The organism is Actinomadura sp. NPDC049753, assembly GCF_040674655.1.
Lineage (GTDB): Bacteria > Actinomycetota > Actinomycetes > Streptosporangiales > Streptosporangiaceae > Spirillospora > Spirillospora verrucosospora.
The window spans coordinates 1-18,829 of record NZ_JBFARL010000087.1 but is presented as its reverse complement, the minus strand read 5'-3'; the positions used below and the strand labels follow the sequence as shown (position 1 = coordinate 18,829).

Below are 18,829 nucleotides of genomic sequence, written 5' to 3'. Positions count from 1 at the left end.
AGTAGGGCCAGCTCGGGGCCATGTCCCCGACCTGGGCCTTCTGCGTAAAGCGGTGAGGGAATCGAACCCGCGCCGCCAGCTTGAGAAGCGCAAACTCCGCACTACCCGGAGCGGGGCATTGATATTGTCAAACGGTGTCATCGTTCAGCGGCTGGGCCGTTATCGACCTCAAGGACGGGCGAGACCCCGAGGAATTCGCGCTTGCGCTCGCGACTGCCCACCAGTCGGCCGTCGACGTCGTCACCCAAGGGGCGAGGGTTTTCGTTTTCGCCGACTTCGGCGTGACATTGTCATCGGTGGTGGAAGAGCTGCTGCCGGAGTGGGGTGTGCGGGCGATCGCCGCCTCCGATTTCGACGAACACGGCGTGGTCAACGAGGTTCTCGGCCCCGACGGCGCGGCCGTGCACGTCGCCTCGATCGATGAGGAAGGTGATGGCCTCCCGGACAACGACACGGCAGAGAGCCGACGAGCTGCGGCCGCGCTGTTCGGCGTGGAAGCGCCCGCCCTCGACGAGGTGTCGGAGACCTGGAGCGAAGAGGGCGCTCAACCGTCGGTGCTGGGCGTGCCTTACCTGAAGTGGTGGACGGCCCTCGGAGTCCCCTGGCCGCATCCGTTCGAGTCGACCACGGTCGATCCCCGGACGGCGTCCAGTTCCTAGGCTGCGCCACTACTGTCGGCCAAGACCGCGGCCTCGCTGCCGCTGAGCACTCCGGCGATGATCAACAGAGCCGGAGCGGCAGGAAACGCATGCCGCAGCGGCGAGCGTGCCGGAATCCTGCGCCTGCCCTGAGCTCGGTCTTCACGAGCGATCCCCTTCGGAGTCGGGGCGGACGAGTTCCGCGAACGGCAACGGGCAGCATGGCTGGTCGGCGCACGTCATCAGGTCGTCGCATCCAGCGTTGATCGCTTCGTGCAGAGCGGAACGGATGACCTCAAGGTCGGCTATACGCTCCTCGACCTCGATCACCTTGAGCCGCGCCCGCTCCATCAGACCGCCGTCGCGCTGCCCGTGCCGGTGCTGGGCCGCCTCCAACAGTTCGGCGACCTCCTCCAGGGTGAATCCGAGCCGTTGCGCGGTCTTGATCACCCGCAGGACGGTGACCGCCTCGGCGGGATAGAGCCGATGCCCGCCCAAGGTCCGCTCGGGCTCGGCCAGCAGGCCGCGCCGCTCGTAGTAGCGCAAGGTCTGCAGGTTCACCCCGGCCGCCTCGGCGACCTGGCCGGATCGCAGTCCCTCGTACTGACCGCTCATCCCGTCCAGCCCACTGCCACGACTTCCGGCGGGGCGTTGCGCTCGGCCAAAGCCTGCATCCCGTCCAGCGTCGGCCCGGCCTCCTGCGGCGCAGTGACCTCCACCTTCAAACCGGCTCCAGTGCGCTCGAACGCGAACCTTAGGAACGCGCAGCACTCCTGTTCGGCCTCGAACACTCCCCGGAGTTGCGCCTCGCGCGCCTGGTCGGCGTCGAACGTCAGGCGCAACCGCAGCGGCTCACGTTCCACACCGGTCAGGGACTCAGCGAACAGCGACGCGAACTCTGCCAGCCGATCCACCATCTTGTTCGGCGACAGTGTGCACATGATCGGCACTTCAGATCCGGGCATCCACAGCTCCCTCATCTCGGTGTTTGCTGCCCCGGCGGCGGCCACACCTCGACGGTAAGCCTGTATCCCGGTACAGGATGCAACCCCCACGAGTGCCGCCACCGTGAGCGCTGCCTGCTGGGCCCTACTTATCGCCTGCCGCGTACACGAGTTCGAGGGTGCCGGACGGGAAGGGCGTGCTCTTCACCAAGCGCAGGTTCGCGGGCCGATCCAGCTCCGGGAACAGCGGTGCGCCCTTGCCGATGGCGGCGGGCAACACCCACAGCCGGTATTCGTCGACCACGCCGAGTTTGATCAGGGAGTGCATGAACGCGGTGCCGCCGGCGGCGACGAGGTCCTTGCCGGGCTCGGCCTTCAGCTTGGCGATCTCTTCCGCCGTGTCCCCGCCGGCGATCCGGGTCTCGGGCCAGGCGTCGGCAGACTTCAAGGTACGGGAGAACACGACCTTGGGAATCTCGTTCATGGCCTGGGCGGAGGGGTGGTCGGAATGGGGCCAGTATCCGGCCATGATCTCGTAGGTGTTGCGGCCCATGAGGAAGGCCCCGGCCTCCCACAGCCGGCTGACGAAGTACTTCTCCTGCTCGGGGTCGTCGATGCTCATCATGACGTCCCTGATTCCGTTGTCCGCGTCAGCGCTCTTACCGTCGAGTGAGACGTAGAAAGCCAGAATCAACTTCCGCATCCGGTGCCTCCATGTGTATTTCCGCGCCGGGACGTCCCCAGCGTCCACCGCTCGATCCGCTCGTGCTCAGTGGCTGACCACTCACGCACTCAGACCGCCGGGCCCCCCAAAACTCATCGCACTCCGAGCCATCGACACCGCTCACGGTTGGGTCCACGGCGGCCAAGCTGGTCCGCTCTCTGGCCCCTGAGCAGTCTTGCCTGGTCTCCTGGAGGGCGTTGCGGTCGGTCTCGATGACGGTGACTTCGCGTTGACCTGGACGGCATAGCGGCGGCGCGGTCCTGTGACCACCAGCGGCTGGCAGACAGGGAGGCGGCGGCACGATTCGCGGCCATCCGATGACCGTCGCTCGCGCCGCACGCTCCGGGCGGCCTGGCGCGAGAATGTGCAGCGGCCTGAGCGCCAGACCTCTTGAACCCGACTTCAGCGTGATGCCCCCCGGCGATATCCGGGAAGAGGACGTACGGAGTGGCAGAACCTCGCACGCCCAAATGTGCATTTACCCCGGCGCGCGCCGCCAAAGGTCGCGCAGTGCGTCGTTGACCGCACTGGGCTGCTGTACCTGCGGGTAGTAGCCGGGCACCTTCAGGTACTGTGCGCCGATCCGGTCGGCGATGAACTCCGCGGCGGCGATCAGCGGCTCGCCCGCATACCGGCGGTAGAGCTCGGGGGCGTCCTCCCAGGTGCCCGAGATCACCAGCTTGGGCCAGGGCGCGGTGGCGAGCTGGTCCAGCGGGATGTCGGCGTCCCAGCAGGGCCGCTCGCGCATCGCGGCGCGCACTGCCCGCAGGCGGTCCGGCGTGGCCTCCGGCACAGGCATTCCGATGCCCTCGGTGGCCGCCCGCAGGTACTCCTCCGGGGTCATCTCCGGTGGCAGTCCCGCAGTGCTGGCGCGAGCGCGTTCCAGCGCCTCGTCCACCACCGGATGTCCGGCCGCGGGCCGCAGGGTGCCGGGTTGGATCAGTGTCAGCGACCGCACCAGGTCAGGTCGGCGCACGGCGGCCAGCATCGCCCCTGCACCGCCGTAGGAATGCGCCACCAGATGGGCTCCGTCGCCGAGCAGGGCGGTGATGTCGTCCGCATCCACCTCATAGTCACTGCCCTCGATGTCCGGGCTCGCCCCGTGTCCGCGCCGGTCCATCATGACCAGCCGGAACTCATCCTCCAGCGGCCGCTGATTGCCGAATCCGTACAACTCGTCGGCGCCCCAACTGAAGATCCCGTGAACGAAGACCGCTGAGACCGCACCGTCTCCCCACACCGTCGCCTGCACGTCCGCCACTGAATACCTCCCCGGCCGACCATACTCCGCTGTTTTCTGACCGTTCGAGGTGAATTCCTCACCCACGGGACACCCAGGCATCCGCGTGATCATCAGGAATTCGACCAGAAATCTACTCGGATCCACCCCCTGAGCCGGAATGCTCGTTCACGCGAGATGTGTCAGGCAGCAGCACACCCGCCTGAGCTTCCCGTCTGCCGTCGTCCCGCGCTCAGCGCTGCCGGGTCACGCCGGGGTCCTGGTCTGGTAAATCCCCGATCGGGACGGCGGCAGAGGGGAAGCTCAGGATTCCTACCTCAACCATCGGCGACCGTCATGGCCACGTCCCGTGCTTCCCAGAGTCGGAATGCCCCCGCCAGAGGCGCACTAGAACCCCTTATGGGATGTACAGTCACGCTGTCCCGACAAGAGGTGCTCCGGGGTGCCCGAGGTCGTTGCGGCCGAACCGGCGGGAGTAAGAGACGGCTCACGGGGATGGCCCTACGCGTGACGCGCGATCGGCGTTCCTGAATAGTCCCCGCCGGACCCGGCTCACGTGAAGCGACGGCTTGCCCCGGTGACCGCCGGCAACTGGTGGCCGGGGCGACGGCTTCGCCATGCGCGGTCCGGCGCGGCCGTCCGGTGACCGGCGCCCACGCCGCACGCTCCGGGCGGCCTGGCGCGAGGCTGCGCAGCGGCCTAAGCGCCGCCGCCCTTGACCTGGACGCCCGCCAGTCCGGGCGGACGGAACCGCCTATGAGCTGGGGCCACTCGTATAGGGCCACCCAAGTTCGAAGCGAGTGACGGGTCGAGTCAAATTCGTCACTGTATGTGACCGATTGGGAGTGATGAGGGGTGTCGCGGGGCATGGCGGAGCAGTGGTTGAGATGACACTGGTCCCGGACGTCGTGACCTACGCAGTGGCCTACTACATCAAGGCAATCCACCTAATCCTGATCGGTATCGGTGTAGTGGTGATAGTGGCTCTACTAGTGGTGGGCCGAATCCTGTTCATCCATCGGGGCCCTCGACGAGGCCCCCGATGACGTTGGCGCTACGGGAGCCAACTGGGGCGCGCACCCACAAATGATTGGATAAGTCTCCGTAACTGGATCTATCGGGCTGTTGGTCTTCTCGACGACACACATGCCGCAGCACGGGCGCGCAACGCTCCGGGGGCTCGTTGCTTGGTGGCACGCTCATGACATGAGGGCCAGTGGGACGGCTCGGAAACGATCAAGGCCCAAGCGGGGAGCTACTCCTTAGCCTGGGCCTTCGTGGTGGAGCGGGTGACGGGTATCGAACCCGCGCTGTCAGCTTGGGAACAGTGCGAACTCGGCCGCTCCTACCCTGACCTGGCACTCAACCGTCCCGCAAGTGACCGTCAGCACCCCTCACTGACCGCCCCAATGGCACGACACCATAGCTGCTGACCTGCGTACCCTCGGCCTGACCGGCACGGCGACAGCACCCGATCATCCGGGGGCAAGCGGACCCGGAGCGCAGGGCCGACCACGGACCGAGCAGCGGAAGCCGGGCGGCAGCGATCGCCCCCAGCCACGCAGTCCACCTCAGCCAAGCTGTGGCGATCATAGGGCTGAGCCGCGGACTACCTGTCTACAAGCAAGATCAGGATCGTCCAGATTCGTCCTCACCCATCCCCTGACCTGGGCCGCGCGCGTGGGGATCGTTCACCGATCGCTGTACGAGTCGTACGCAAGGTACTCACCAAACTCGTCCGGCAACCATGTGGGAGTTCCCCATCGCCCGCCGTGTTCCAGCGAACCCTTGTACTCGATCTCCAAAACGCTGCCCTGCATATGGCCCATCATCCCGAGTCGCTGGTGCCTGCTGTACAGGAAGAGCGAAACGCTCGTGTGAGGCTTCCCGTTGATGGGCTCCATCCCCAGCACTCCTTCCCAGCACAACTGGAAGCCGTTGCCTTGCGGGGGCGAACTACGGATAGGGCAGGAGAACGAGAATCCCTCGTCGTCCAGCAAACACTTATCCAAAGGCGCCGCAAGCGTAATCTGTTCCTGCAGAAGCGTGCTCAACTCCGTGACGAGCCGGGTAATCCATTCCGGTCGGGGGTCATCTCTGCCGATCACCTGGTAAGCCTCCAATCCACTGGTGAAGGTCACGGCGCCAACTGTAAGAGTTGGGCGGCCGTGGCCGGACTGCAAGACGGACCGGACAGAACAAGCCGCATGCCCGGCTCGCAGAGCCGGGCGCGGCGCCCTTGGCGACCCTCGCGCACGAAGGCGTACCGGCTTCTGCGGGGCGTGCTCATGACGGCGGTCGACGAGGACAAGAGCCTCACTCGGAACCCGTGCCGCGTCCGTGGGGCCGGTGCCGAGGATGCGTCCGAACGCCCGACCTTCACGGTTGCTCAGTCTTCGAGCTGGCTGAACCGGTCGGCGTGCGGCCGGTCGGCAACATCCGGAAACTGGACTCGGGTGAGTACCGGCTGCGCTACCAGGTCAAAGACGGCGTCATGCGCCGGTTCCCGGGCTCCTCCGGGACGCGCCTGGAGGCTGAGCGGGCGCTCTGGAAACTCGCTGAGGAGGGGCGCGCGGATGTGGCCCAGGACGACCGGCTTCGGGCGCTGATTCTGCTCGCCGCATTCGCAAGCCTTCGATGGGGCGAGGTCACGGCGCTGCGCCGCTGCGATGTCGACCCCGTGAACCGCACCGTCCGGGTACGCGGCGCCTACGTCGAGCGGGCCAACGGGGAGATGATCCTCGGCCCCACCAAGTCACGAGCGGGGATGCGCACCGTCTCTGTCCCGGCTGCGATCGTTCCTCACCTGGTCGCCCACCTGAACAAGGACGTTCGGCCGGGTGCTGATGCCCTCGTCTTCACCGGAATCAAGGGGGGCCGCTGCGGCGGAGCGGCTTCAACAAGCTGACCCGGTGGAGCCACGTCGTCAGCTCGTTTGGGGGTGCCGAACCTGCACTTCCACGACCTTCGACACACCGGCAACACCCTTGCGGCGGACATGGGCGTCTCACTGCGCAACCTGATGGCGCGCATGGGCCACGACAACGAGCGGGCGGCGCTGCGGTATCAGCACCGATCCGCCAAGGCTGATCGGGCCATCGCGGACGGCTTCGATGCGCTCGTCCAGGCCGAACAGACGCAGGACGATGACGAGGATGACGACGGTTCAGCCGGCGCCCTGGTGCCGGTGACCTAATGGCACGCTAATGGCACGAGGGCCTGTAGACGGCTCAAAAACGATCAAGGCCCAGGCGGGGATCTACTCCCTGACCTGGGCCTTCGTTATGCGAGCGGGTGACGGGAATCGAACCCGCGCTGTCAGCTTGGGAAGCTGAAGTTCTACCATTGAACTACACCCGCGTCGGGCTGCCTGGAGGGTGCCCGTGCCCTGGTTACTGTACCGGATCGTCGGTGGGGGTGTGGCGTGGGATAGCTTTCTGGGGTGCTGCTCTCCGATCGCGACATCAGGGCCGAGCTTGAGTCTGGGCGAGTGAAGATCGACCCGTTCGAGCCGGTCATGGTTCAGCCGTCCAGTGTGGACGTGCGGCTGGACCGGTACTTCCGGGTGTTCGAGAACCACCGCTATCCGCACATCGATCCCGCTGTGGAGCAGCCGGATCTGACGCGGCTGGTGGAGGTGGACGCCGATGAGGCGTTCGTGCTGCATCCCGGGGAGTTCGTGCTGGCCTCGACGTACGAGGTGTTCGGGCTGCCCGAGGACCTCGCGGCCCGGCTGGAGGGGAAGAGCTCGCTGGGGCGACTGGGGCTGCTCACGCACTCGACCGCGGGGTGGATCGATCCAGGGTTCACCGGGCACGTGACGCTGGAGCTGTCGAACGTGGCGACGCTGCCGATCAAGTTGTGGCCCGGGATGAAGATCGGGCAGATGTGCCTGTTCCGGACGAGCTCGCCGGCGGAGTACCCCTACGGGTCGGCGAAGTACGGGTCGCGGTACCAGGACCAGCGGGGGCCGACGCCGTCGCGGTCGTACCAGAACTTTCACCGGACGAAGGTGTAGTCACCCAGGGTGACGGAAGTCACCAAAAGATGAAACATGTTCTCTGGACGGGTAGTTTCGGGCGACGCACAGGTATGGCGTCTGGTTGACAGCCTCTTCCGATGAGGTCCGGGCGCCTGACGGACGAGGCGACCCGTTTCCGCGCATCGACGTGGGAACCCGGAAGGAGATCGTGTCAGTACTCCGCGCGGAAAGCGTCACCAAACTCTTCGGCCGTAGGACGGCGGAGGCTCAGCGGAAACTCGGGGCGGGCGCCGATCTGTCGGCGGTCCGCGAGCTCGGGGTCACACCGGCGGTGGTGGACGCCACGTTCGAGGTCCGGCAGGGCGAGATCTTCGTGGTCATGGGCCTGTCGGGGTCGGGGAAGTCGACCCTCATCCGGATGCTGAACGGGTTGCTCGGCGTCACGTCCGGCAGTGTCGAGATCGACGGCCAGGACATCGCGAAGCTGTCTCCGAAGGCGCTGCGGGCGCTTCGGCAGAACAAGGTCAGCATGGTCTTCCAGCACTTCGCGCTGTTCCCCCATCGGACGGTTCTCGCCAATGCCGCCTACGGGCTCGAGGTCCGCGGTGTTCCCAGGGAGGAACGAGAGAAGACCGCCCGGGAGTTCCTGGCCCTGGTGGGTCTCGAAGGCTGGGAGAACAAGGTTCCCGGTGAGTTGTCGGGCGGGATGAAGCAGCGGGTGGGGCTGGCCCGCGCGCTCGCTTCGGGGACCGACATCATCCTGATGGACGAGGCGTTCAGCGCTCTGGACCCGCTGATCCGCCGGGAGGTCCAGGACCTGCTCCTGGACCTGCAGAACCGGTTCGGCAAGACGATCGTCTTCATCACCCACGACCTGAACGAGGCCATGCGCATCGGCGACCGCATCGCGGTGATGCGGGAGGGCCGGATCGTGCAGATCGGGACGGCCGAGGAGATCCTCACCGACCCGGCCAACGACTATGTCGCCCAGTTCGTCGCGGATGTGGATCGCTCCAGGGTGCTGACGGCGGCCTCGGTGATGGAGAAGCCGCTGGTCACGGTGCCGGCGTCGACCGGGCCCCGGACGGCCCTGAGGACGATGCGCGAGCAGCAGACCTCGGCGGCGTTCGTGGTCGGGCGGGACCGCAGGCTCGTCGGACGGGTGCGCGCCACGGTGATCGCGGACGCGGTGCGGGACGGCGTCCAGACGCTGGACGGCCTGATCGACCCCGAGGAGCCGGAGCCGGTGGCGCCGGACACGCCGGTCGCGGACCTGTTCGTCCGGGTGGCCGAGAGCGACCTGCCGGTGCCGGTCGCGGACGAGGAGGGGACGCTGCTCGGCGTGATCCCCCGGGTGACGCTGCTCGCGGCGCTCGGCGCGATCAACTCCCATGTGGAGGAGATGGCCGAGGAGCCGGAACCGGTGCTGACGAAGGAGGGCGGCGATGAGTGACGCGGCGATGAAGTTGCCCCGGGTCCCGGTCGGCGAGTGGTTCGACGGCCTGGTGAGCTGGTGCACCGACAACCTGTCGTGGCTGTTCGACGGGATCGGGTCGGCGATCGAGGCGTCGGTGGACGGGCTGACGAGCGTCCTGAACTTCCTGCCGCCGCTGGGGCTGACGCTGGTGCTCGCCGTGATCGCGCTGGTGCTGAGCGGCTGGAGGCTCGGCCTGTTCACGGTCCTCGGGTTCGCGCTGGTCGACAGCATGGAGCTGTGGGAGCCGGCGATGGACTCGCTGGCCCTGGTGCTGGTGTCGGCGGTGGTGTCGACCGTGGTGGCGATCCCGATCGGCGTGGCTGCGGCCCGCAGCGACGTGGTGAGCCGGATCGTCCGGCCGGTCCTGGACTTCATGCAGACGATGCCGGCGTTCGTGTACCTGATTCCGGCGATCTTCTTCTTCAGCATCGGCTCGGTGCCCGGCGTGGTGGCGACGGTGATCTTCGCGATGCCGCCGGGGGTGCGGCTGACCGAGCTCGGCATCCGCGGCGTGGACCCGGAGATGGTCGAGGCGGGCGAGGCGTTCGGCACGCCGCCGGGCCGGATCCTGACCCGGATCCAGATCCCGCTCGCGATGCCGTCGATCATGGCCGGGGTCAACCAGCTGATCATGCTGTCGCTGTCCATGGTCGTGATCGCCGGCATGGTGGGGGCGGGCGGCCTCGGCGGCGAGGTGCTGGAGGGCATCAACCGGGTGGACGTCGCCAAGGGCTTCGAGGGCGGCGTCGCCGTCGTGGTCCTCGCGATCTACCTGGACCGCCTGACCGGCGCCCTGGGCGAGGGGCCGGGCATGCTGCGCGCGCTGTTCACGCGCCGCCGCGCCGCCGCGCCCGCCCCGGTCGCCGTGGCCTCCGCCGCGGGCACGTCCGGCTGACCTCCCTCGCTCCCCTGCTTCACCATGCAAGCCGACGAAAGGATGGGCATGCGCTCCAAGTTCAAGGGCCTGACGGTCGCCGCGCTGACGCTGACGCTCGGGCTGGGCGCCGCGGCGTGCGGCGGCTCCGACTCCGGGGGTGGGAAGGACAAGGAGATCACCATCGGGGTGGTCTCGGGTTGGGCCGAGGGTGAGGCCGCCACCGCCCTGTGGAAGCGGCTCCTGACCGACAAGGGCTACAAGGTGGAGGTCAAGAACCTCGACACCGGGCCGCTCTACGCGGGCATGTCGAAGGGCGACGTCGACCTGTTCGTGGACGCCTGGCTGCCCGGCACGCACGAGGACTACTGGAAGCAGTACGGCGACAAGCTGGAGAAGATCGGCACCTGGTACGACTCGGCGCCGCTGACGATCGCCGTGCCGAACTACTCCCCGTTGAAGACGCTCGACGACCTGAAGGGCAAGGGCGGCGCGTACGGCGGCAAGATCGTCGGCATCGAGAAGAGCTCCGGCCTGTACCGGGTGTCGCAGGAGAAGATGCTCCCCGCGTACGGCCTGAAGGACGAGTACGAGGTGACGACGTCCTCGACGGCGGCGATGCTGACCGAGCTGAAGAAGGCCGTCGATGCCAAGAAGGACATCGTCGTCACGCTGTGGCGCCCGCACTGGGCGTACACGAAGTACCCCATCCGCGACCTGCAGGACCCGAAGGGCGCGATGGGCAAGCCCGACGGCATCCACACCGTCGCCCGCGAGGACTTCGGCAAGGACCAGCCCGAGGTCACCGGCTGGCTGAAGAAGTTCAGGATGGACGACAAGCAGCTCGGCTCCCTTGAGGACCTCATGGAGAACCAGTACAAGGGCAAGCCCGACCAGGCCGTCGACGCGTGGCTCAAGACGAACCAGAGCTACGCCACGTCGCTGACCGGCTGACGCCGGGAACGTTCCAGGGAGAAGGCCGTCCGGGTTTCCGGGCGGCCTTCTCTCAGCTCGCGAGCCCGACGCTGAGCAGCACGGCGAGGAGCCCGAGCCCGGTGGCGGCCAGGGTCATGACCCGCGGGTGGACGCTGTGCGCCTCGGGCAGGATCTCGGCGGCGGCCAGGTACAGCAGGACGCCGGCGAAGACGCCGAGGTAGGGGCCGAGGACGGCCTCCGGGACGGTGGCCAGCATGCCGATGGCGGCCCCGGCGACGGGGGCGGCGGCGTCGGCGAGCAGCAGCAGGACGGCGGGGCGCCGGTCGCCGCGGTACAGCGAGGCGGCGGTGAAGGTGTTGAACCCGTCCGCGAAGTCGTGGGTGACGACGGCGAGCGCGACGAAGACGCCGGTCTCGGTGCCGGTCTGGAAGCCGAAGCCGATGCTGAGGCCGTCCACCAGGCTGTGCAGGACGAGGGCGGACGCGGCGAGCAGCCCGCCGGGGCCCGAGCCGTGGACGTGCTCGTGCGGGGCGTACTCCTCCTCGTGGGCGCGGTGGACCGCCACCGCCTGCTCGACGACGTGCAGGAGCACGAACCCGGCCGCGAAGCCGATCATGGGGGCGGGGACGCCGAAGGGGCGGTGCCGGGTGAGCTCCAGCGATTCGGGGAGCAGGTCGAACGCGACGACGCCGAGCATGAGTCCGCCCGCGAGGCCGAGGACGAGGTGCCGGTGGTCGCGGACCCGCATCGCGGTGAGGCCGCCCGCGAGCGTCATCAGGAACGCGAGGACGGACACGAGCACGGCCATCCCCAGGTCTTACCAGCGAGCCCGCCCCCTCAACCGCGGCCGGAGCGCGGAACGGCCCTCCGGAGCGCGGGACGGCCCCGCCCCCGCCTGAGCGGGAACGGGGCCGTCGCAGCAGGCGCCCCTATTCGGCGGCGACCGCCTCCTTCTCGGGGGCGGTGCCCTCGCCCTTGATGGAGCGGATCAGGAGCTGGGAGACGTCGACGACCTCCAGCGACTCCTTGGCGTCGCCCGCGTTCTTCTTCTCGTTGATGGCGTCGCCCAGCATGACCAGGCAGAACGGGCACGCGGTGGAGACGGTGTCGGGGTTGGTCTCCAGGGCCTCGTCCACGCGCTCGGTGTTGATCCGCTTGCCGATGCGCTCCTCCATCCACATCCGGGCGCCGCCGGCGCCGCAGCAGAAGCCGCGGTCCTTGTGCCGGTGCATCTCCTGCGTCCGGACGCCGGGGACGGTCGCCATGATGTCGCGCGGCTGCTTGTAGACCTTGTTGTGGCGGCCGAGGAAGCAGGGGTCGTGGTAGGTGATGTTCTCCTCGATCGGCGTGACCGGGGTGAGCTTCCCCTCCTCGACCAGGTGCGCGAGCAGCTGGGTGTGGTGGACGACCTCGTAGTTCCCGCCGATCTGCGGGTACTCGTTGGCCAGGGTGTTGAAGCAGTGCGGGCAGGTCGCGACGATCTTCTTGACGCCCGCGTCGTTCAGCGTCTCGACGTTCTGCTGGCCGAGCATCTGGAAGACGAACTCCATGCCGAGGCGGCGGGCCGGGTCGCCGGTGCACGCCTCCATGGGGCCGAGGACCGCGAACTTGACGCCCGCGATGTGCAGGAGCTCGGCGACGGCCTTGGTGGTCTTCTTGGCGCGGTCCTCAAGGGCGCCGGCGCAGCCGACCCAGAAGAGGTACTCGGTGTCCTCGGAGACCTTGTCGTCGACGACGTCGACCTCGAAGTCGAGCTCCTCGATCCATTCGAGGCGCTTCATCTCGGACATGCCCCACGGGTTGCCCTTGTTCTCCAGGTTCTTCAGCATGACGCCGGCCTCGGAGGGGAACGAGGACTCGATCATGACCTGGAAGCGGCGCATGTCCAGGATGTGGTCGATGTGCTCGATGTCGACCGGGCACTGCTCGACGCACGCACCGCAGTTGGTGCAGGACCACAGGACGTCGGGGTGGATGACGCCGTCGTCGCCGACGAGGGCCTTGTCGACCTCCATGGCGAGCTTCTGCTCGTCGGTGAACCCGTTGCGGGCCTCTTCCGACGCGGTGAAGTAGGGCGCCTTGGCCAGGGCGTGGTCGCGCAGCTCCAGGACGAGCATCTTGGGCGACAGCGGCTTGCCGGTGTTCCAGGCGGGGCACTGCGACTGGCAGCGACCGCACTCGGTGCAGGTCGCCATGTCGAGGAAGCCCTTCCAGGTGAAGTCCTCGATCTTGCCTCGGCCGAAGACGTCCTCGTCGGGGTCGGCCTCCTCGAAGTCGAGCGGCTTGCCGCCCGACATCATCGGCTGCGCGGCGCCGAGGCCGTCGGGGCGGCGCTTGAACATGACGTTCAGCGGCGCCAGGAAGATGTGCAGGTGCTTGGAGTGGACGACGAAGACCAGGAAGATCAGCGCGACGGCGATGTGCAGCAGCAGGCCGACCGACTCCAGGATCTCCAGCGTGTGGTCGCCCAGCCCGTCGAACAGGTGGCCGACGAGGTAGGAGAAGTAGGCGCCCTTGCCGTAGGGCAGGTTGCCGCTGGCCCACTCCACGCCGCGGAAGAAGAACATCGTCCAGATCACGTTGAAGATCATGAACAGCGTCATCCAGGCGCCGGACAGGTGCGAGCCCTTGAACCGGGACCTGCGGCCGATGCGCTTGGGCGAGTTCTTGATCCGGATCGCGGTGAAGACGATCAGGCCGGCGGTGCAGGCGAGGGCGATCGTGTCCTGGACGAACCCGATCGGCGGCCAGGTCTGCAGGCCGGGGATCTTGGCGTCCAGCCCGAACAGCAGCGCGACGGCCGCCTCCAGGTAGACGGTGATCAGCAGGATGAACGCCCACATGACGGCGGCGTGCGAGACGCCGGCGAGGGTCCACTTCAGCAGCTTGCGCTGGCCGAGCACCTCGACGGCCTGGCCCTCGACGGCCTTGGCGGGCTCACGCCTGACCTGAAGGGTCCGCTGGGGATCGGGCTGCCCGCTCTTGGCGATCGCGTACAGGAACAGCACTCGCCTTCCGGCGAGCGCCAGCGCGACCGCCGCTCCGGCGAGCCCGATGACCAATGTGATCCAGAACACTGTTCCGTCCTCCTGGGGTACGGGCGATGGCAGCCAGCGTAGGGCTCGCGTCGGACTGCTCTCCATCCGGGGCCCGAATACTACTCGGTAGTAGCTTACGCGTCACATCCCCTGGTCAGAACAGCCCGCGCCGACGTCCGGACCGCCGAAACCTTCGATCTTGGTTCTTACCCGCGTAGCGATGAGTATCCGGCGGTTCCCGAGTCCATATCACGGAGCGGGGCGCGTCCACCGGCGTCCCGTCCAGCGGTATGCGAAACGGAAGGATCCCAGATGACCTCGACGCCCGACCTCGGCCCCGCCGCCCGGCGGATGGCCGCCCTGCTCGCGGACGTGCGCGACTCCCAGCTCGCGGGGCCCACGCCCAACGGCGGCATGCCGCTCGGCGCCCTCATCGACCACGTGGACGGCCTGGTCCTGGCCTTCACCTGGGCGGCGGCGAAGAACTTCCCGGAAGGCCCGTCGCAACCGCCGTCCGCCGACGCCGCCCGGCTGGCCCCGGGCTGGCGCACCCGCATCCCCGAGCGGCTCGACGCGCTGGCCGCGGCCTGGCGCTCCCCGGAGGCGTGGCAGGGCATGACCCAGGCCGGCGGCATCGACCTGCCCGGCGACCAGGCCGGCCTCGTCGCGATGAACGAGCTGGTCGTGCACGGATGGGACGTCTCCCGCGCCCTCGGCCGGCCCTACGACGCCGGGGCGGACGAGATCGAGGCGTGCCTGGGCTTCGTCGCCCCGGCCGTCGAGCAGAGCGGCGGCCAGGGCGTCCCCGGCCTGTTCGGCCCCGCCGTCGAGGTGGCCGCGGACGCGTCCGCGCTCGACCGCCTCATCGCCATGACCGGCCGCGACCCGTCCTGGACGGCGGAGCGGGGCTAGTCCTCCGAGGCCTCGGAGACCTCCGAGACCTCCACGAGGAGGTCGTAGACGAAGTAGGCCTTCATCGGGCGTCCGCCGAGCTCGAACGGCACGACGTGGTAGTACATGTTCGGATGCCGCGTGGGCTCCCAGCCGAAGAACGCCTCGGCCTCCGTCCGCAGGACCGCCCAGGGGCGCATGTCGTCGACCGACCGCATCGGCTCGCCCGACCTGCGGACGAACCGCTTGTCGACGACGTAGCCGCCGACCCCGGTGTCCATGCTCTCGGGCTCCAGCCAGAAGTCGGTGTCCATGCTCTGGTGCTCCAGCCAGAAGTCGGGCCAGAGGGGGAGGGCGAACCGGTGCCGGGAGGGGCCGCCGCTGACCGGCTCGCCCAGGATCACCGCCATGTCCTTGATCTTCAGCAGGTCCGGGCTTCTCCACTCGACGGCCTCCTCCACCAGGGCCTCCGGTGGGTCGTCGTAGGGCGCCGGCAGTTCCGGGAGGGACGGGCTGACACCGCGCATCTCGTTGAGGAGGGACAGCTGGTAGCCCTCCACGGTCATCGAGCGCGAGGGCCGCGGCTCGGGGTCGGCGAACCGCTCGCACGACCAGCACCACCAGGGCGCGGGCGGGCCCATGCAGCCGCCGGTGTAGTAGATCTCGCGGCGCTCGTGACGCTGGTACGGGGTGTCGTCGACGGGCATGCCGTACTCGACCGGGACCAGCGGGCCGTCACACCGTTCGCACTTCGGGCTCATGCCCCCTTCAGACGCCGCGGGCCGCCCGCGTGTTCGATCAGATGACGCAGCTGTAGATCTCGCACAGCCCGCGTGATGTTCAGATGCGTTCGAAGACGGCGGCGAGGCCCTGGCCGCCGCCGATGCACATGGTCTCCAGGCCGTAGCGGGCGCCGCGGCGGCCCATCTCGCGGGCGAGGGTGGCGAGGATGCGGGCGCCGGTCGCGCCGACGGGGTGCCCGAGGGAGATGCCGGAGCCGTGCACGTTGACGCGGTCCCAGTCGGCGTCCTTCAGGCCCCACTCGCGGGTGACGGCGAGGACCTGCGCGGCGAACGCCTCGTTCAGCTCGACGAGGTCGATGTCGGCGAGGGTGAGGCCGGCGGCGTCGAGGGCCTTGGCGGTGGCGGGGACAGGGCCGATGCCCATCGTCTCGGGCGGCACCCCGGCGCGGCCCCAGGAGACGAGCCGGACGAGGGGCCGCAGGCCCAGTTCGGCGGCGCGTTCGGGGGTGGTGACCACGCAGGCGGCGGCCGCGTCGTTCTGGCCGCTGGAGTTGCCGGCCGTCACCGTGGCCTCGGGGTCCGCCTTGCCGAGGACGGGACGCAGCTCCGCCAGGCCCTCGACCGTGGTGCCGGGACGCGGGTGCTCGTCGGTGTCGACGACCGTGTCGCCCTTCCGCGACCGGACGGTCACCGGGACGATCTCCTCCGCGAAGACCCCCGACCGCTGGGCGGCGACCGCGCGCTCGTGGGACCGGGCGGCCAGCTCGTCCTGCTCCCGGCGCCCGATTCCGTACTCGCGGCGCAGGTTCTCGGCGGTCTCCAGCATCCCGCCGGGGACGGGATGGCGGACGCCGCCGGCGGTGACGCGTCCCCGCGCGAGCGCGTCGTGCAGTTCGAGGGACGGCCCGCGCACGCCCCAGCGCGCCGCGGTCGTGTAGAACGGCGCGCCGCTCATGCTCTCCGCGCCGCCCGCGATGACCACATCGCTGACACCGGTCTGGATCTGCATGGCGGCGTTCAGGACGGCCTGGAGCCCGGATCCGCACCGCCGGTCGAGCTGGGCGCCGCCGACCGTGACGGGGAGCCCGGCGTCCAGCGCGGCCACGCGCCCGATGGCGGGGGCGTCGGAGGTGGGGTAGCAGTGCCCGAGGATCACCTCGTCGACCGCGTCCCCGGGCAGGCCGGTCCGCTCGACCAGGACGCGGACGACGGCGGCGGCGAGCTCGGCGGCCGTGACGGCGCTGAGCGCTCCGCCGAACCGGCCGATGGGGGTCCGCAGCGGCTCGCAGATCACCGCGTCGCGCATGGTGGTCTCCTCGGGACGGGGTCGCGGGCACTTCGCAGGGTACGGCCCGTCGCCGGGAGGGCGGCGTCCGGGCTTCCGCCCGGTGGAGTTGAATGCTGGGTACCCATGGCGGTGGCGAACCGGGACGTGGGCCAGAGGGCTGGGCGAGCGCGGGAGGCGACGTGGAGCAGTGGGCGGGCCGGGCGGCGACGATCCGGGTGATCGGTGCCGGGGCGATGGGGCGCGGGATCGCGCAGCTCGCCGCGGCGGGCGGGCTGACGGTGGAGCTGGCCGACATCCGGACGCAGGCCGTGATGGAGGCGGCCGAGCACGTCGGGGCCATGTTCGACCGGCTCGCCGCGAAGGGCCGCATGACGGCGGCCGACGCGGAGGCGGCGAAGGGGCGGCTCCGGCCGGTCGGCGAGCCGCTCACCCCGTTCCAGGACTGCGACCTCGTCGTGGAGGCCGTCCGGGAGGACATGGAGACCAAGCGGGAACTGTTCAGGTCCCTGGAGAAGGTCTGCCCAGAGCACACCGTCTTCGCGACCAACACCAGTTCGCTGCCGGTGACTGCGATCGCCGCCGCGCTGGACGACCCGTCCCGGGTGGCGGGGCTGCACTTCTTCAATCCGGTTCCGCTGATGAAGCTCGTCGAGGTGATTCCGGGGGCGCGCACGGCCGAGTGGATCCCGGACGCGCTCGCCGACCTCGTGAGGCGTCTCGGTCACACTCCCGTGCTCGCGCCTGACGCGCCGGGGTTCCTCGTCAACCACGCTGGGCGCGGCCTGGTGACGGAGGCGTTGCAGATCCTCTCCGAGGGCGTCGCCGAGCCCGTGGACATCGACCGCGTCGCGCGGGACGTCCTCGGCCTGAAGATGGGGCCGTGCGAACTTCTGGACCTGACCGGGATGGACGTGTCGCACCCGGTGATGGAGTCCATCTGGACGGGCTTCTACACCGAGCCGCGGTTCCGTCCGTCCAGGATCGGCAGGGCGCGCCTGGAGGCCGGGCTTCTCGGACGCAAGACCGGCGAGGGCTTCTACAAGTACGTGGACGGCTCGAAGCAGGAGCCCGCCGAGCCCGGCGCCCCGGCCACCGACTTCCGGCCCGTCTGGTTCCAGGAACCGCAGCATCGCGAGACGCTGGGAATGCTGCTGTCCGAGGCCGGGGTGGCGGTCGAGGCGGGTGACGAGCCGTCCGAGGAGGCCGTCCTGCTGGTCGACGCCGCGACGGACATGAGCGTCGCGAGCCAGGTCGGCAACGGCCTCCCCGGGGAGCGGACTCTCGGGATCGACGGGTTCTTCGGGTTCTTCGGCCGGATCACCCTCACCGTGCAGCCCGCGCTCGACCCGGAGGCGGGCCGCGCGGCGCTCGCCGCCCTCCTCGCCACGGGCCGGCCGGTGACCGTCGTGCGGGACGCGCCCGTCGCCGTCGCGCCGCGGCTGCTGGCGTCGATCGTCAACGTGGGCTGCGGCATCGCCGAGCAGCGGCTGGCCAGTCCCGCCGACATCGACACCGCCGTCCGGCTGGGGCTCGGCTACCCGCGCGGCCCGCTGGAGTGGGGCGACCACGTGGGCGCCGAGCGCGTCCTCGACGTCCTGGAGCAGATGCACGAGGCGACCGGCGACCCGCGTTACCGTCCGAGCGGCTGGCTGGCCGAGCGCGTGGCGCTCGGCCTGCCGCTCACCGAGGCGGGCACCGCCCCGTCCGACCTGCTCGCCTAGCGCCTCAGCCGGTCGGCTCGACGGGGTAGGCGGGGACCTCGTCGGTCCAGCCGTAGGACACGAGCGCGCTGTAGGACAGGACCGTGCCGGGCTTGGCGCCGCGCCACGCCTTGCCGGGCTTCACCAGCACGGACTCCTGGGCGAGGAGCCGCCCGCTCACCGGGTCGATCACCAGCCGCTCGTCACGCGGGCTCGGCGACCTTCCCGGCGGGCGCGGCCGCGGGGCGGCGGGCGCGCACGACGAAAGCGGCGAACAGGGCGGCGGCCAGCATCGCGCCGCACGCGGCGAACGAGGCGGCCGATCGGAAGAGCGAAGGGTAGGGAAAGAGTGTG

19 protein-coding genes and 1 tRNA gene are annotated in these 18,829 nt (G+C 69.3%); 9 read left to right on the top strand and 11 right to left on the bottom strand.

All coding sequences use genetic code 11. The annotated features are described in order from the left end of the window. Positions 1 to 134: 134 nt before the first annotated feature. Positions 135 to 659, top strand: coding sequence for a hypothetical protein (locus AB0K37_RS22420; protein WP_363984070.1), 525 nt, complete (start codon positions 135 to 137; stop codon positions 657 to 659). Positions 660 to 800: 141 nt separating this feature from the next. Here AB0K37_RS22420 and AB0K37_RS22415 read toward each other — a convergent pair whose 3' ends face one another. The 5 genes from AB0K37_RS22415 to AB0K37_RS22395 all read right to left on the bottom strand — a co-directional run bounded on the left by AB0K37_RS22415 (position 801) and on the right by AB0K37_RS22395 (position 5,687). Further along, a complete protein-coding gene (locus AB0K37_RS22415; RefSeq protein ID WP_363984068.1) occupies positions 801 to 1,253 on the bottom strand; it encodes a MerR family transcriptional regulator in 453 nt (150 codons plus the stop codon). Further along, the gene (locus AB0K37_RS22410; RefSeq protein ID WP_363984066.1) at positions 1,250 to 1,648 is read right to left on the bottom strand and encodes a hypothetical protein; all 399 of its coding nucleotides are present in this window, start codon (positions 1,646 to 1,648) and stop codon (positions 1,250 to 1,252) included. Before AB0K37_RS22410 ends, AB0K37_RS22415 begins: the two co-directional genes overlap by 4 nt. A 79-nt stretch (positions 1,649 to 1,727) precedes the next feature. After that, positions 1,728 to 2,285, bottom strand: coding sequence for a dihydrofolate reductase family protein (locus AB0K37_RS22405; protein ID WP_363984100.1), 558 nt, complete (start codon positions 2,283 to 2,285; stop codon positions 1,728 to 1,730). Positions 2,286 to 2,784: 499 nt separating this feature from the next. Beyond that, entirely contained in the window at positions 2,785 to 3,567 is a 783-nt protein-coding gene (locus AB0K37_RS22400; protein WP_363984064.1) for an alpha/beta hydrolase, read from the bottom strand. 1,670 nt (positions 3,568 to 5,237) lie between these two features. Continuing rightward, positions 5,238 to 5,687 carry a hypothetical protein gene (locus AB0K37_RS22395; protein WP_363984062.1) on the bottom strand — a complete coding sequence of 150 codons (450 nt, stop codon included), beginning with the start codon at positions 5,685 to 5,687 and terminating at the stop codon, positions 5,238 to 5,240. A gap of 278 nt (positions 5,688 to 5,965) precedes the next feature. On the opposite strand from AB0K37_RS22395, the gene AB0K37_RS22390 reads away from it, so the two are divergent. Together AB0K37_RS22390 and AB0K37_RS22385 are read left to right on the top strand one after the other, a co-directional pair. Beyond that, positions 5,966 to 6,454, top strand: coding sequence for a hypothetical protein (locus tag AB0K37_RS22390; RefSeq protein WP_363984060.1), 489 nt, complete (start codon positions 5,966 to 5,968; stop codon positions 6,452 to 6,454). Positions 6,455 to 6,487: 33 nt separating this feature from the next. Continuing rightward, positions 6,488 to 6,742 (top strand): hypothetical protein, encoded by a 255-nt coding sequence (locus AB0K37_RS22385; protein ID WP_363984058.1) that lies wholly within the window; start codon positions 6,488 to 6,490, stop codon positions 6,740 to 6,742. A gap of 93 nt (positions 6,743 to 6,835) precedes the next feature. Here the strand turns inward: AB0K37_RS22385 and AB0K37_RS22380 are convergent. Beyond that, positions 6,836 to 6,906 (bottom strand) — tRNA-Gly (locus AB0K37_RS22380). Between the two features lie 82 nt (positions 6,907 to 6,988). On the opposite strand from AB0K37_RS22380, the gene dcd reads away from it, so the two are divergent. The 4 genes from dcd to AB0K37_RS22360 all read left to right on the top strand — a co-directional run bounded on the left by dcd (position 6,989) and on the right by AB0K37_RS22360 (position 10,833). After that, positions 6,989 to 7,564: a dCTP deaminase gene (gene dcd / locus AB0K37_RS22375; RefSeq protein WP_363984056.1), complete on the top strand. Its 576-nt coding sequence runs from the start codon at positions 6,989 to 6,991 to the stop codon at positions 7,562 to 7,564. Between the two features lie 172 nt (positions 7,565 to 7,736). Next, positions 7,737 to 8,981: a glycine betaine/L-proline ABC transporter ATP-binding protein gene (locus tag AB0K37_RS22370; RefSeq protein WP_363984054.1), complete on the top strand. Its 1,245-nt coding sequence runs from the start codon at positions 7,737 to 7,739 to the stop codon at positions 8,979 to 8,981. After that, positions 8,974 to 9,900 (top strand): ABC transporter permease subunit, encoded by a 927-nt coding sequence (locus AB0K37_RS22365; protein WP_363984052.1) that lies wholly within the window; start codon positions 8,974 to 8,976, stop codon positions 9,898 to 9,900. Before AB0K37_RS22370 ends, AB0K37_RS22365 begins: the two co-directional genes overlap by 8 nt. A gap of 48 nt (positions 9,901 to 9,948) precedes the next feature. Next, positions 9,949 to 10,833: a glycine betaine ABC transporter substrate-binding protein gene (locus AB0K37_RS22360; protein ID WP_363984050.1), complete on the top strand. Its 885-nt coding sequence runs from the start codon at positions 9,949 to 9,951 to the stop codon at positions 10,831 to 10,833. Between the two features lie 52 nt (positions 10,834 to 10,885). Here AB0K37_RS22360 and AB0K37_RS22355 read toward each other — a convergent pair whose 3' ends face one another. Both AB0K37_RS22355 and AB0K37_RS22350 read right to left on the bottom strand, forming a co-directional pair. Continuing rightward, complete coding sequence (locus tag AB0K37_RS22355) at positions 10,886 to 11,623, bottom strand: ZIP family metal transporter (protein ID WP_363984048.1); 738 nt, start codon at positions 11,621 to 11,623, stop codon at positions 10,886 to 10,888. A gap of 121 nt (positions 11,624 to 11,744) precedes the next feature. Beyond that, complete coding sequence (locus AB0K37_RS22350) at positions 11,745 to 13,892, bottom strand: (Fe-S)-binding protein (protein WP_363984046.1); 2,148 nt, start codon at positions 13,890 to 13,892, stop codon at positions 11,745 to 11,747. A 273-nt stretch (positions 13,893 to 14,165) separates the two neighbouring features. Here AB0K37_RS22350 and AB0K37_RS22345 point away from each other — a divergent pair, with 273 nt between their 5' ends. Then, positions 14,166 to 14,765 carry a TIGR03086 family metal-binding protein gene (locus AB0K37_RS22345; RefSeq protein WP_363984044.1) on the top strand — a complete coding sequence of 200 codons (600 nt, stop codon included), beginning with the start codon at positions 14,166 to 14,168 and terminating at the stop codon, positions 14,763 to 14,765. Here the strand turns inward: AB0K37_RS22345 and AB0K37_RS22340 are convergent. Both AB0K37_RS22340 and AB0K37_RS22335 read right to left on the bottom strand, forming a co-directional pair. Beyond that, positions 14,762 to 15,505 carry a hypothetical protein gene (locus AB0K37_RS22340; RefSeq protein WP_363984042.1) on the bottom strand — a complete coding sequence of 248 codons (744 nt, stop codon included), beginning with the start codon at positions 15,503 to 15,505 and terminating at the stop codon, positions 14,762 to 14,764. The genes AB0K37_RS22345 and AB0K37_RS22340 overlap by 4 nt on opposite strands. Positions 15,506 to 15,584: 79 nt before the next feature. Next, positions 15,585 to 16,793 carry an acetyl-CoA C-acetyltransferase gene (locus AB0K37_RS22335; RefSeq protein ID WP_363984040.1) on the bottom strand — a complete coding sequence of 403 codons (1,209 nt, stop codon included), beginning with the start codon at positions 16,791 to 16,793 and terminating at the stop codon, positions 15,585 to 15,587. A 161-nt stretch (positions 16,794 to 16,954) separates the two neighbouring features. Here AB0K37_RS22335 and AB0K37_RS22330 point away from each other — a divergent pair, with 161 nt between their 5' ends. Beyond that, a complete protein-coding gene (locus AB0K37_RS22330; protein ID WP_363984038.1) occupies positions 16,955 to 18,496 on the top strand; it encodes a 3-hydroxyacyl-CoA dehydrogenase in 1,542 nt (513 codons plus the stop codon). A gap of 4 nt (positions 18,497 to 18,500) precedes the next feature. Here AB0K37_RS22330 and AB0K37_RS22325 read toward each other — a convergent pair whose 3' ends face one another. Beyond that, entirely contained in the window at positions 18,501 to 18,668 is a 168-nt protein-coding gene (locus tag AB0K37_RS22325) for a hypothetical protein (protein WP_363984036.1), read from the bottom strand. Positions 18,669 to 18,829: the final 161 nt, after the last annotated feature.